General features: G+C 65.6%; 8 protein-coding genes. 1 reads left to right on the top strand and 7 read right to left on the bottom strand.

What is annotated here, in order from left to right; all coding sequences use genetic code 11:
• Positions 1-11: 11 nt before the first annotated feature.
• The 5 genes from AC1Q6E_RS00455 to AC1Q6E_RS00475 are packed head-to-tail and all read right to left on the bottom strand — an operon-like array spanning position 12 to position 4106.
• Complete coding sequence (locus tag AC1Q6E_RS00455) at positions 12-737, bottom strand: class II aldolase/adducin family protein (RefSeq protein ID WP_296558596.1); 726 nt, start codon at positions 735-737, stop codon at positions 12-14.
• A 10-nt stretch (positions 738-747) separates the two neighbouring features.
• Positions 748-1548, bottom strand: a complete 801-nt coding sequence (locus AC1Q6E_RS00460; RefSeq protein WP_152793507.1) for an ABC transporter permease — start codon at positions 1546-1548, stop codon at positions 748-750.
• Entirely contained in the window at positions 1541-2344 is an 804-nt protein-coding gene (locus tag AC1Q6E_RS00465) for an ABC transporter permease (RefSeq protein ID WP_296558595.1), read from the bottom strand. The genes AC1Q6E_RS00460 and AC1Q6E_RS00465 overlap by 8 nt, the downstream gene beginning before the upstream one ends.
• The gene (locus tag AC1Q6E_RS00470; RefSeq protein ID WP_152793509.1) at positions 2341-3147 is read right to left on the bottom strand and encodes an ABC transporter ATP-binding protein; all 807 of its coding nucleotides are present in this window, start codon (positions 3145-3147) and stop codon (positions 2341-2343) included. The genes AC1Q6E_RS00465 and AC1Q6E_RS00470 overlap by 4 nt, the downstream gene beginning before the upstream one ends.
• Positions 3144-4106, bottom strand: coding sequence for an ABC transporter substrate-binding protein (locus AC1Q6E_RS00475; RefSeq protein ID WP_492572026.1), 963 nt, complete (start codon positions 4104-4106; stop codon positions 3144-3146). Before AC1Q6E_RS00475 ends, AC1Q6E_RS00470 begins: the two co-directional genes overlap by 4 nt.
• A 134-nt stretch (positions 4107-4240) precedes the next feature.
• On the opposite strand from AC1Q6E_RS00475, the gene AC1Q6E_RS00480 reads away from it, so the two are divergent.
• Positions 4241-5449: a LysR family transcriptional regulator gene (locus AC1Q6E_RS00480; protein ID WP_492572027.1), complete on the top strand. Its 1209-nt coding sequence runs from the start codon at positions 4241-4243 to the stop codon at positions 5447-5449.
• 72 nt (positions 5450-5521) lie between these two features.
• On the opposite strand, the gene rpoC is transcribed toward AC1Q6E_RS00480, so the two are convergent.
• Entirely contained in the window at positions 5522-9787 is a 4266-nt protein-coding gene (gene rpoC / locus AC1Q6E_RS00485) for a DNA-directed RNA polymerase subunit beta' (RefSeq protein WP_152793512.1), read from the bottom strand.
• A gap of 11 nt (positions 9788-9798) precedes the next feature.
• On the bottom strand, positions 9799-13911 hold the full coding sequence (gene rpoB, locus AC1Q6E_RS00490; RefSeq protein WP_152793513.1) for a DNA-directed RNA polymerase subunit beta: 4113 nt from the start codon (positions 13909-13911) through the stop codon (positions 9799-9801).
• Between the last annotated feature and the right edge of the window lie 91 nt (positions 13912-14002).

Raw genomic sequence — 14002 nt, forward strand, 5'->3', positions numbered from 1 at the left:
CCGTGGGCTCCCTACGCGAAAAGCGCCGCGTCGCCCCGCGCCTTTTCCTGCCACGCGAGTTTGCGCACGAAGTAGTCCCAGGAATGCTGGACGTGGACGGGCGTCATGATCTGCTCGCGCCGGCGCTGCCGCACTGGCGGGACAGGGAAGCTCGCTTGCGTGCGCATCTGCGAACCCAGCACGTGGATGCGCGCGGCGCGCTCCAGGAAAACTCCCACGCAGACGGCATGGGCGACGGACGTGCCGCAGAAGGTGACGCCGTGATTGGCCATCAGAACGGCGAAATGCGATCCCAGTGTCCTTGCCAGCGCGGCGCCCTCTTCCCCGGTCGTGAGCAGCGCGGCTTCGTCGCGGTGGCAGGGCAGCTCGTCGAAGTAATCGGCATCCAGCGTGAAGGGCGCCAGCGCGGTGCCGAACGACGACAGGATGCTGGCGTGGAAAGGATGGGTATGGGCAACGACATTGACATCGGGACGCGCCTTCAGGATCTCGGCATGGATGGGCCATTCCGAATGGCGGCCGCCTTCGCCTTCCAGCTTGGCGCCATCGTGGCCGACCAGCACGAAATCGGCGGCGGACAGGATCTCTCCCAGGCCGCGGGCGTTGCGCTTGAGCCAGAAGCCGCGGCCCTGCGGATCGCGCAGCGACAGGTGGCCCAGGGTCATGTCGCCATGGCCTTCCATTTCCAGGACGCGGCAGGCCGTCGCCAATTGGTCCAGTTGTTCTTCGAGTGACATCGCGGGAGCCTCAATGGGAAGGACGGGAAGTCTGGGCCGCGCCATCGGGCTCCCAGAAAATGATCCTGCCGCGCAGTGCGACGAGCAGGCGATCAAGGGTGAAACCGATCAACGCCACGGCGATCACGCCGGCATAGGACTCGGCATACATGAACGAGGCCGACGCGTAGGCGATGTAGTAGCCCAGCCCGGTGCTGTCGCCGATCATCTCGGTGATGATCACGACCACCATGGACAGGGGCAGCGCGACGCGGATGCCCGACATGATGGCGGGCAGCGCCGCCGGCAACAGCACGCGCAGGAAGACGCGCACGGGCCCCGCCCCCATGTTGCGGGCGCTCCAGACCAGGCGCGGCGCCACGGCGCGGATGCCGAAGTAGGTGTTGACGGCGATAGGGAAAGTGCATTCCAGCGCGATCAGCGCGATCTTCGATGGCGAGCCGAATCCCAGGAGCAGGATGAAAACGGGGTACAGCGCGATCTTCGGAACCGGGTAGCCGAACGAGAAGATGGGCTCCACCATCCATTCGAACCAGCGGCTGCGCGCCATGAACACGCCCAGCAGCACGCCGATGACGATGGCCAGGCCGAAACCGCTCAGGGCCCGCGAGAACGAGATGGACGCGTGATAGACGAGGTCGCCATTGGCCAGCCCTTCCACGAACGCCCGCCCCACCTTCACGACGGAGGGCATCAGCCGCGGCGAGACCCACCCCGAACGGGACAACAGCTCCCAGGCCAGGGCCAGGACCGCGAGCGGGTACAGCGGCGCCATGGCTTGCCGCGCGGCGGCACGCAAACGCTCAACCATGGCGGGCCTCCCCGGGGTACTTGTCCGCCAGCAGGCGCCGCCGGATGGCCAGCAGGACGCGGTCGCTGACGAAGCCCATCAGGCCGATGGCCAGGATGGCCGTATACATCCAGTCGTAGCGCATGGCTTCCTCGGCCCGCACGACCATGTCGCCCAGGCCGTCGTGGGACCCCACCATCTCGGCGGCGAACAGCACGATGAACGAAAGCGCCAGGCCGGAGCGCAGGCCGGTGAATATCTGCGGCAACGCGGCCGGGAAGATGACGCGCCGGAAGATATAGGCGCGGCCCGCGCCCATGTTGCGCGCGGCCCAGAGCAGGGACAGGGGGGTGGCACGCGCCCCGTACAGGGTGTTGATAAAGGTGGGAAAGAAGACGGCCAGCGTGATGAGGGCGATCTTCGAAACGTCGCCAAAGCCCAGCCAGGTAATGATGACGGGCAGCAGCGCGACCTTGGGCACCGGGTACAGGGTGGAGACGAGCGGATCGAAGAAGGCCCGCGCCTGCCGCCACACCGCGCTCAGCAGGCCGATGGCGACCCCTAGCGCCGCACCCATGAAAAAACCGCTGTAGGAGCGCACGCCCGACGCCATCGCATCGCGGACAAGCTCGCCGTTCGCCAGCAATTCCCAGGTCGTGGCGGCAATGTCGGTCGGCGCCACGACATAGCGGGGCGCCCCGGGCTGGCCGGCCGCCAGTTGCATGGCGACCAGCAGCGCCACCGGCAGGATCCAGCCCGCCACCCAGCGCAGCGGACGGTGCCAGGCACCCGCCGCAGCGGTCCGGATGCCGCTCATGAGCCTTCCCGCGCGCGCAGGACCTCGTCGCGCAGCATGTCCCAGATCCGGGCGTGGTAGTCCATGAACCGGGGCGACTTGCGGATGGCCGCGCCGCGCGGACGGGGCAGGTCCACGCGCAGGTCGGCCTTGATGCGGCCCGGGCGCGCCGTGAAAACGATGATCCGGTCGCTCAGGTAGATGGCCTCTTCGATGTCGTGCGTGACGAACAGCACGGTGCGGCGGTCCTGCTGCCAGATGTCGGTCAGCTCTTCCTGCATGAGTTCGCGCGTCTGCGCGTCCAGCGCGCCGAACGGCTCGTCCATCAGCAGCATCCTGGGCTCGTAGGCCAGGGTGCGGGCCAGCGCCACGCGCTGCCGCATGCCGCCCGACAGCTCGCCCGGGTAGGCGTGCTCGAACCTGGCCAACCCGACCATGGCGATGTACTTGCGGGCGATCTCCAGGCGCCGCGGCTTGGGCAGGCCCTGCACTTCCAGCGACCAGGCCACGTTGCCCAGCACCGTGCGCCAGGGAAAGAGCGCGTAGTCCTGGAACAGCATGCCCCGGTCGGGTCCCGGCTCCGAAACCGGGCGGCCGGCCAGGCTGATCGTGCCGCTGGTGCGCGGTTCGAACCCACCCACCATGTGCAGGAAGGTGCTCTTGCCGCAGCCCGAGGGGCCGACAATGCTGACGAACTCGCCTTCGGCGATGGAGAGGTCGAAATCCTCCAGCGCGGTCACGGCCTGGCCGTTGCGCAGGAAGCGTTTGCCGACGCCCTCCGCCTTCAGGTAGTCGGCGGTGCTGGTACTCGCGGCGGCGTTCATTTCGGCAGGTAGCCCATATCCACGACCTTGGCGGGATCCAGGTTGTCCAGATAGCCGAACGCCTTCAGTTCGGTCACCATCCTGCGCATGGAATCCAGGTCGACCTTGCCGTCCCGCGGATGCAGGTACTTGCGCATGCCCAGCGACACGTCCAGCGGGATGTTGACGAATTTCGCGTCGATCAATTGCTGGTGGCTTTCGCGCGGATGGTTGACGTAGAAATCGGTGGCCTTGACCAGGTCGGCCAGGAACGCGCGCAGCGCGGCGGGATGCCTGGCGGCGAACTCTTCCTTGACCAGCAGCAGCATCAGGTCTTCCTGCTGCCCGATGCCGTCGGTCGACGTGAAGACCGTGCGCATGCCGCCGCGCTTCTCCTCGAAGGCGGCGAAGGGCTGCGGGAAGGCGCCGATGTCCAGCTTGCCGGCCCGCACCGCCTCGCCCTGGGCGGGGAAGGGAACGGCCACCCATTTGACGTCGCGCTGCGGATTGAGTCCGTGCTTCTTGATCGCCAGCCGGGCCCAGATTTCCGCCGACGAGCGCGCGCCATTGATGCCGACGGTCTTGCCCTTCAGGTCGGCGATGGTCTTGACCGGCGAACTGTCGAGCACCATGTACTGCGTGGCGAAGCCCTGGGGGCCGCCCTCGCGCGACAGCGACGCGACAATCTTGAACTTGATGCCCTGGGCCGCGGCCATCATGACGCTGTGGGCCGAGCCTGTGGCAATGTCCAGCTCGCCGGCCTCGAATGCTTGAAAACGCTTATCGGTGCCTCTGAAAAGAGTGTATTCGAGCTTGTAGTCGCGGTTCTGTCCGGGGGTGACGGCGGGCGACGCCTTCATCGTCCACAGCGGTTCCTCGGCGGACGAACCGTGGCCCACCCGGATGGGCACGACCTCGGCATGGCTGGCCATGGAAGCCATAAAAAACAAGGACAAGGCGGCATGGCAGAGCGTCTTCATCGCGGCTTTCATAGTGCGGTCTCCCCTGGGATTGTCACGACTGCGTCAAGCGCGATTGTAGGTTCTTGCCCCCGATGAAACGACCAAGTTATTCTTGCTGAGCCAGCAATTTTTCTTATCGGATGCATTTCCTGATGCAAGAACGAAACCACATGCGGCACCTGCGGGCGCTCATCGCCGTGGTGGAAGAAGGCAGCGTCGCGCACGCGGCCGGGCGCCTGCTGCGCACCCCTTCTGCGGTCGCCAGCTCCATCCGCCAGCTCGAAGCCAGCTTCGAGGCCGCGCTGTTCGAACGCCAGTCGTCCGGCATGGCACCCACGCCTTTCGGCGACGCGGCCTACCGCCGCGCCCTGCGCATCGACGCCGAACTGCGCCAGGCCTGCGCCGAACTGGCGCCCTACCGGGTCTCGCCCGGCGCGCCGCTGTTCTCCATGCTGGTGGGAGAACGCCAGTTGACGGCGCTGGTCCGCCTGCGCGAGATGGGCCACATGCCCAGCGTGGCGGCGGTGATGGGCCTGACGCAGCCCGCCGTCAGCGCCCTGCTGAGGCAGGCGGAAGCCTCGCTGGCGTTGCGCCTGTTCCGCCGCACCGCCAAGGGCATGGCCGTGACCGAGGCCGGCGAACTCCTGTTGTTCCGCGTGCGGCGAGTGCTGGCGGAACTGCGCCACCTCGAGGCCGACATCGCGCAGCAGCGCGGCGAAATCACCGGCCGGGTCATGTTCGCCGCCCTGCCGTCGATGCGGACGCGGGTCCTGCCGCAGGCGATCGCGGCGTTGGTGGAACGGCACCCCAACGTGCAGATCTCCATGGTGGACGGGCCCTTCGAGATCCTGTTCGCCGGCGTGCATTCGGGCGAGATCGATTTCATCCTGACCGGGCTCAACGCCAACTATTCACACCGCGACTTTGTCATCCGCGTGATAGGCAGCGACCGCCTGGTCGTCGTGGTCCGGGCCGGGCATCCGCTGTGCGGCAGGAAGCGGATCGAGATCACGGATCTCGTCCGCTACCCCTGGATCCTCAGAGATCGCGGCGCGCCCACGCGCGAGTTGCTGAACGGCCTGTTCCACGACCTCGGCCTGGCCGCCCCGCATGTCGCCGTGCAGGCGGGCGACCTGGGGCTGCTGCGCGGACTGCTCAGCCACAGCGACATGATCTCGGCGGTATCGCCGGAATACCTGTCCTACGAAATCGCCTCGGGCGCCGTCAAGATACTGGAGGTCGAGCTGCCTCCCACCGGGCGCGACATCGGCTTCATCCTGCGGCGCGACGCCCAGCCTTCACTGCTGTGCGAAACCCTGATGCAGGACATCGAGGCGGCCACCCGCGAAAAAAAAACCTGAACCCGGTTTCCCGGATTCAGGCTTTCGACACTTGCGCGGGCGAGGTCCCGCAGGCCCCCGCCGCGATGCGGCTTACTCCTGGCCGCCGCCTTCGGCCGGCTCGTCGCCCGAGGGCTCCGACGCCGTTACGCTTTCGGCGGGCGTATTGAAGATTTCGCTTTCGTCGAAGGTGTTGCCCACGTCGGCGAATACCACTTCGCGCTCGGCGGCCTCCTGGGCTTCCTTCTCCTTGCGGGCGCCATGGTAGGCCATGCCGGTACCCGCGGGGATCAGACGGCCCACGATGACGTTTTCCTTCAAGCCGCGCAGGTCGTCGCGCTTGCCCATGATGGCGGCTTCGGTCAGGACACGCGTGGTTTCCTGGAACGAGGCGGCCGAGATGAACGAGTCGGTCGACAGCGAGGCCTTCGTGATACCCAGCAGCACGTTCTCGTAGGAAGCGGGACGCTGGTTGTCGGCATTGACGCGATCGTTCTCGTTCAGCATTTCGGCGCGTTCGACCTGCTCGCCCGGGATGAACGAGGTGTCGCCCGGATCGACGATGTTCACGCGGCGCAGCATCTGGCGCACGATCACTTCGATGTGCTTGTCGTTGATCTTCACGCCTTGCAGACGGTAGACGTCCTGCACTTCGTCGACGATGTAGATCGCCAGCTTCTCGATGCCTTGCAAACGCAGGATGTCGTGGGGATCGGCGGGGCCGTCCACGATCATTTCGCCCTTGTTCACCACCTGGCCGTCGTGCACCAGCACCTGCTTTTCCTTGGGAATCAGGAACTCGTGGCTGACGCCGTCCAGATCGGTGATGACCAGGCGCTGCTTGCCCTTGGTGTCCTTGCCGAACGAAACCGTGCCGGTGACGTCGGCGAGCATGCCGGCATCCTTGGGCGAACGGGCTTCGAACAGCTCGGCCACGCGCGGCAGACCCCCGGTAATGTCGCGGGTCTTCTGCGATTCCTGCGGGATACGCGCCAGCACCTCGCCCACGCCGACCTGCTGGCCGTCGCGAACGGTGATCAGCGCGCCCACCGGGAAGGAGATGCTGACCGAGTGATCGGTACCGGCGATCTTGACTTCCTCATTGGCGCCGTCGAGCAGCTTGACCTGCGGACGCACGGTCTGCTTGGCGCTGCCGCGGGTCTTGGGCGTGATCGCGACCAGGGTCGACAGGCCGGTGACTTCGTCGAGCTGACGGGCCACCGTGACGCCTTCTTCCACGTTCTCGAACTTGATCGTGCCACCGTACTCGGTGATGATCGGACGCGTCAGCGGATCCCAGCTGGCCAGTTGCGCGCCGGCCTTGACCCCGGCGCCGTCGCCGTGCAGCAGGATCGCGCCGTACGGCACCTTGTGGCGCTCGCGCTCGCGGCCGTTGTCATCCACGATCAGGATTTCACCCGAACGCGAGATGGCGACCTGCTCGCCCTTGCCGTTGGTGACGTAGCGCATGGCGCTGGTGAAGCGCACCGTGCCGTTGGACTTCGTTTCCACGCCCGAGGCCAGTGCCGCGCGCGATGCCGCGCCACCGATGTGGAACGTACGCATCGTCAGCTGCGTGCCGGGTTCGCCGATGGATTGGGCGGCGATCACGCCGACCGCCTCGCCGACGTTGACCGGCGAACCGCGGCCCAGGTCGCGGCCGTAGCACGCGGCGCACAGGCCATGGCGGGTTTCGCAGGTCAGGGCGGAACGCACCTTCACTTCGTCGATGCCCAGGCGCTCGATGGTGTCGACGGCATCCTCGTCCAGCAGCGTGCCGGCTTCGAACACGGTTTCCTGGGTATCGGGGTTGACCACGTCGGCGACCACGGTACGGCCGAGGATACGGTCGCGCAGCGGCTCGATGACTTCACCGCCTTCCACCAGCGCCTTCATGGCGAAGCCGAAGGTGGTGCCGCAATCGTCCTCGGTAATGACCAGGTCCTGCGTCACGTCGACCAGGCGGCGGGTCAGGTAACCCGAGTTCGCCGTCTTCAACGCCGTGTCGGCCAGGCCCTTACGCGCGCCGTGGGTGGAAATGAAGTACTGCAGTACGTTCAGGCCTTCGCGGAAGTTCGCGGTGATGGGCGTCTCGATGATGGAACCATCGGGCTTGGCCATCAGGCCCCGCATGCCGGCCAGCTGACGGATCTGGGCCGCGGAACCGCGGGCGCCGGAGTCGGCCATCATGTAGATCGAGTTGAACGATTCCTGGCGGGTCGCGGTACCGTGGCGGTCGACGACGGGCTCGGTCGAGAGCTGTTCCATCATCGCCTTGCCCACGCGGTCGCCGGCCTTGCCCCAGATGTCCACCACGTTGTTGTAGCGTTCCTGGGAAGTCACCAGACCCGACGAGTACTGCTTGTCGATTTCCTTGACCTCCTTGCTGGCTTCGGCAAGGATGCCTTCCTTGGCGGACGGGATCAGCATGTCGTCCATGCAGATCGAGATACCGCCGCGGGTGGCCAGGCGGAAGCCCGACTGCATCAGCTGGTCGGCGAAGATCACCGTGTCGCGCAGGCCGCAGCGGCGGAACGACTGGTTGATCAGGCGCGAGATTTCCTTCTTCTTCAGGGGCTTGTTCAGCACCGAGAAGGGCAGACCCTTGGGCAGGATCTCCGACAGGATGGCGCGGCCGACCGTGGTCTCGAAGCGGCGCAGCACCGGCTGGTATTCGCCGTTCTCGTCACGTTCGTACTCGTTCAGGCGCACGGTGATGCGCGATTGCAGCTCCACCGCCTTGTTCTCGTACGCACGCAGCACTTCGGCCACGTCGATGAAATGCAGGCCTTCGCCCGTGCCGTTCACCCGCTCGCGGGTCGCGTAGTACAGCCCCAGCACGATATCCTGGGACGGGACGATCGAGGGCTCGCCGTTGGCCGGGAACAGCACGTTGTTGGACGCCAGCATCAGCGTGCGGGCTTCCAGCTGGGCTTCCAGCGACAGCGGCACGTGGACGGCCATCTGGTCGCCGTCGAAGTCGGCGTTGAACGCCGCGCAGACCAGCGGGTGCAGCTGGATGGCCTTGCCTTCGATCAGCACCGGCTCGAACGCCTGGATGCCCAGACGGTGCAGCGTCGGCGCGCGGTTCAGCATGATCGGGTGCTCGCGGATCACCTCTTCGAGGATGTCCCACACCACCGGTTCCTGCGTTTCCACCAGCTTCTTGGCCGCCTTGATGGTCGTGGCCAGGCCCATCATTTCCAGGCGGTTGAAGATGAAGGGCTTGAACAGCTCCAGCGCCATCAGCTTGGGCAGGCCGCACTGGTGCAGCTTGAGCTGCGGGCCCACCACGATCACCGAACGGCCCGAGTAGTCGACGCGCTTGCCCAAGAGGTTCTGGCGGAAGCGGCCGCTCTTGCCCTTGATCATGTCGGCCAGCGACTTGAGCGGACGCTTGTTGGCGCCGGTCATGGCCTTGCCGCGGCGGCCGTTGTCCAGCAGCGAATCGACGGCTTCCTGCAGCATGCGCTTCTCGTTGCGCACGATGATTTCAGGAGCCTTCAGTTCGAGCAGGCGCTTCAGGCGGTTGTTGCGGTTGATGACGCGGCGATACAGGTCGTTCAGGTCGGACGTGGCGAAGCGGCCGCCGTCCAGCGGCACCAGCGGGCGCAGCTCGGGCGGCAGCACGGGCAGCACTTCCAGGATCATCCAGTCGGGCTTGATGCCGGACTTCTGGAAGCCTTCCAGCACCTTCAGGCGCTTGGAGATCTTCTTGATCTTGGCGTCCGAGCTGGTGGCCTGGAGGTCGGCGCGCAGCGTCTCGATTTCGCGGTTGATGTCGATCGTGCGCAGCAGTTCACGCACGGCCTCGGCACCCATCACCGCACGGAAATCGTCACCGTACTCTTCGGTCTTGGCCAGGAAGTCGTCTTCCGACATGATCTGGGCGCGCTTGAGCGGCGTCATGCCCGGATCGATGACGCAGTAGGCTTCGAAGTACAGCACGCGCTCGATGTCGCGCAGCGTCATGTCCAGGACCATGCCCAGGCGCGACGGCAGCGACTTCAGGAACCAGATGTGAGCGACCGGGCTGGCCAGCTCGATATGGCCCATGCGCTCGCGGCGAACCTTGGCCAGCGTGACTTCCACGCCGCACTTCTCGCAGATCACGCCGCGATGCTTCAGGCGCTTGTACTTGCCGCACAGGCACTCGTAGTCCTTGATCGGCCCGAAGATCTTGGCGCAGAACAGCCCGTCGCGTTCGGGCTTGAACGTGCGATAGTTGATCGTCTCGGGCTTCTTCACCTCGCCGAACGACCACGACCGGATCTTCTCCGGCGACGCGATGCCAATGCGAATGGCGTCGAACTGTTCTTCCTGCGTAACCTGCTTGAACAGATCCAATAGCGCTTTCATGGCGACTCCTATCAGTTACGCTCGAGGTCCATGTCGATCCCGAGCGACCGGATTTCCTTGACCAGCACGTTGAACGACTCGGGCATGCCGGCGTCGATCACGTGGTCGCCCTTGACGATGTTCTCGTACACCTTGGTACGGCCGTTCACATCGTCGGACTTCACGGTCAGCATTTCCTGCAGCACATACGAGGCACCGTAGGCTTCCAGCGCCCACACTTCCATTTCCCCGAAGCGCTGGCCGCCGAACTGCGCCTTGCCGCCCAGCGGCTGCTGGGTCACCAACGAGTACGGGCCGGTCGAACGGGCGTGCATCTTGTCGTCGACCAAGTGGTGCAGCTTCAGCATGTGCATGTAGCCCACCGTGACCGGACGCTCGAACATCTCGCCGGTGCGGCCGTCGTACAGATAGGCCTGGGTCTTGGAGTTGGTCAGCTTGAGGCTCTCGGCCAGCTCATCCGGATAGGCCAGGTCGAGCATCGCGCGGATGTCGTCTTCCGAGGCGCCGTCGAACACCGGCGTCGCGAACGGCACGCCGTTGCGCAGGTTCTGCGCCAGCTCGATCACCGCGTCGTCATCCAGCTCTTCCAGGTGGGCAGCCGTGCCGGTGGTGTTGTAGACCTTGCCGACGAACTCGCGCACCTTGGCCACTTCGACCTTGCGCGCTTCGGCCAGCATTTCGTTGAAGCGCTGGCCCAGGCCCTTGGCGGCCCAGCCCAGGTGCACTTCCAGAACCTGGCCCACGTTCATCCGCGAGGGCACGCCCAGCGGGTTCAGCACGATGTCGACGGGCGTGCCGTCGGCCATGTGCGGCATGTCTTCCACCGGGGTGATCTTCGAGACCACGCCCTTGTTGCCGTGACGGCCGGCCATCTTGTCGCCAGGCTGCAGGCGGCGCTTGACGGCCAGATAGACCTTGACCATCTTCAGCACGCCCGGGGGCAGCTCGTCGCCCTGGGTCAGCTTCTTGCGCTTCTCTTCGAAGGCGAGATCGAACTGGTGGCGCTTCTGCTCGATCGACTCCTTGGCCTGCTCCAGCGCGGTGGCCGCGCCTTCGTCGGCCAGGCGGATGTCGAACCACTGCCAGCGGTCCAGCTCGGCCAGGTAGGACTTGGCGATCGCCGCGCCCTTGGCCAGCTTGCGCGGGCCGCCGTTGACGACTTTGCCGACCAGCGATTTCTCGATACGGTCGAAGGTATCGTTTTCCACGATACGCAGCTGGTCGTTCAGGTCCTGGCGATAGCGCTTGAGCTCATCGTCGATGATGGACTGGGCACGCTTGTCGCGCACGATGCCCTCGCGCGTGAACACCTGCACGTCGATGACGGTGCCGACCATGCCCGAGGGCACGCGCAGCGAGGTGTCCTTCACGTCGGAGGCTTTTTCGCCGAAGATCGCGCGCAGCAGCTTCTCTTCCGGGGTCAGCTGGGTTTCGCCCTTGGGCGTGACCTTGCCGACCAGCACGTCGCCCGCCTCGACTTCGGCGCCGATGTAGACGATGCCGGATTCGTCCAGGCGGTTCAGCTGGCCTTCGGACAGGTTGCTGATGTCGCGCGTGATTTCTTCCGAGCCCAGCTTGGTGTCGCGGGCGACGACCGTCAGTTCCTCGATGTGGATGGAGGTGTAGCGGTCATTGGCCACCACGCGCTCCGACATCAGGATCGAGTCCTCGAAGTTGTAGCCGTTCCAGGGCATGAACGCGACCAGCATGTTCTGGCCCAGGGCGAGTTCGCCCAGGTCGCTGGAGGCGCCATCGGCCAGCACGTCGCCCCGGGCGATGATGTCGCCGCGGCGCACGATGGGGCGCTGGTTGATGTTGGTGTTCTGGTTGGAACGGGTGTACTTGATCAGGTTGTAGATGTCGACGCCCACTTCGCCGGCGGCGTTTTCGTCATCGTTGACCCGGATCACGACGCGCTCGGCGTCGACATAGTCGACCAGGCCGCCACGGAGCGCCTGCACGGTGGTGCCGGAATCGACCGCCACGGTGCGCTCGATGCCGGTGCCGACCACGGGCTTCTCGGGACGCAGGCAGGGCACGGCCTGGCGCTGCATGTTCGAGCCCATCAGCGCGCGGTTCGCGTCGTCATGCTCCAGGAACGGGATCAGCGAAGCGGCCACGGACACGATCTGCGACGGCGCCACGTCCATGTAGTGGACGTTCTCGGCGGCGGTCAGCATGGTCTCGCCGGCCTGGCGGCAGGCCACCAGGTCGTCCATGAAATGGCCTTCGTCGTCGAGCGTGGCGTTCGCCTGCGCGATCACGTAGCGGCTTTCCTCGATGGCCGACAGGTACTCGATCTGGTCGCTGACCTTGCTGTCCACGACCTTGCGGTACGGCGTCTCCAGGAAACCGTATTCGTTCAGGCGGGCGTACAGGGCCATCGAGTTGATCAGGCCGATGTTCGGGCCTTCAGGCGTTTCGATGGGGCAGACACGGCCGTAGTGGGTCGGGTGCACGTCGCGCACCTCGAAGCCGGCGCGCTCGCGCGTCAGGCCGCCGGGGCCCAGGGCCGAGACGCGGCGCTTGTGCGTGATCTCGGACAGCGGGTTGGTCTGGTCCATGAACTGCGACAGCTGGCTCGAACCGAAGAACTCCTTGATGGCGGCCGAGATCGGCTTGGAGTTGATCAGGTCGTGCGGCATCAGGTTTTCGGCCTCGGCCTGGCCCAGGCGTTCCTTGACGGCGCGCTCGACACGCACCAGGCCCGCGCGGAACTGGTTCTCGGCCAATTCGCCCACGCAGCGCACGCGGCGGTTGCCCAGGTGATCGATGTCGTCGATCTCGCCGCGGCCGTTGCGCAGCTCGACCAGCACCTTGATGGTGTCGAGGATGTCCTCGTTGCTGAGCGTCATCGCGCCCGTGATGTCGTTGCCGCGACCCAGGCGGCTGTTGACCTTCATGCGGCCCACGCGCGACAGATCGTAGGTTTCCTCGTTGAAGAACAGGCGCTGGAACAGGGCCTCGACCGCTTCCTCGGTAGGAGGCTCGCCGGGGCGCATCATGCGGTAGATCGCCACGCGCGCGGCGGTCTGGTCAGTGGTTTCGTCCACGCGCAGCGTCTGCGAGATGTACGGGCCCTGGTCCAGGTCGTTCGTGTAGAGCGTCTGGATCTCGCGCACGTTGTTCTCGCGCAGCTTGTTCAGCAGCGCTTCGGTCAGCTCTTCGTTGGCGTGCGCCACGATCTCGCCGGTTTCCGGATCGACGACGTTGCGGGCCAGCGCGCGGCCCAGCAGGAAGTCTTCCGGCACCGAGATGCGCTTGGTCTCCGCGGCCACCAGGTCGCGGATGTGCTTGGCGTTGATGCGCTTGTCCTTGGCGACGATGACGCTGCCGGACTTGTCGTTGATGTCGAAGCGCGCGACTTCACCCTTCCAGCGGTCGGGCACGAATTCCATCAGGCCGCCCTCGCTCGCCAGCTCGAAGCTGTCGAACGAGAAGAAATGCGCCAGGATGCTCTCGGGCGTCATGCCGATGGCCTTGAGCAGGATGGTCACGGGCATCTTGCGGCGGCGGTCGACACGGAAGAACAGGATGTCCTTGGGGTCGAACTCGAAGTCCAGCCACGAGCCGCGGTAGGGAATCACGCGGGCCGAGAACAGCAGCTTGCCGGAGCTGTGGGTCTTGCCGCGGTCGTGCTCGAAGAACACGCCCGGCGAACGGTGCAGCTGCGAGACGATGACCCGCTCGGTACCGTTGATGACGAACGATCCGGTGGAAGTCATGAGCGGGATTTCGCCCATGTAGACTTCCTGTTCCTTCACTTCCTTGACGGTGGGTTTGCTGGCCTCGCGATCGAGCAGGACCAGGCGCACCTTGGCGCGCAGGGGCGATGCGAAAGTCAGTCCACGCTGCTGGCATTCGCGTACGTCGAAGGCGGGCTCGCCCAGCACGTAGCTGACGAATTCCAGCCTGGCCATCTGGTTGTGGCTGACGATGGGGAAGATCGAGGAGAATGCGGCTTGCAGCCCTTCTTCCTTGCGCTGCAGGGGTGCGGTGTCCGACTGCAGAAAGGTACGATAGGACTCGAGCTGGGTTGCCAGCAGGAAAGGAACGATTTGCACGTCCTCGCGCTTGGCGAAGCTCTTGCGGATGCGCTTCTTTTCGGTGAACGAGTAGGGCATGAGCACTCCGACTCAGGTTGCACGAACCACGGGTAGTGGTCCTAAAATACGACTTCGAAATCTAAATGGGGCAACCCGCCGGCTGGGCCGG

The organism is Pigmentiphaga sp. MLSB6-MA01 (assembly GCF_058793475.1).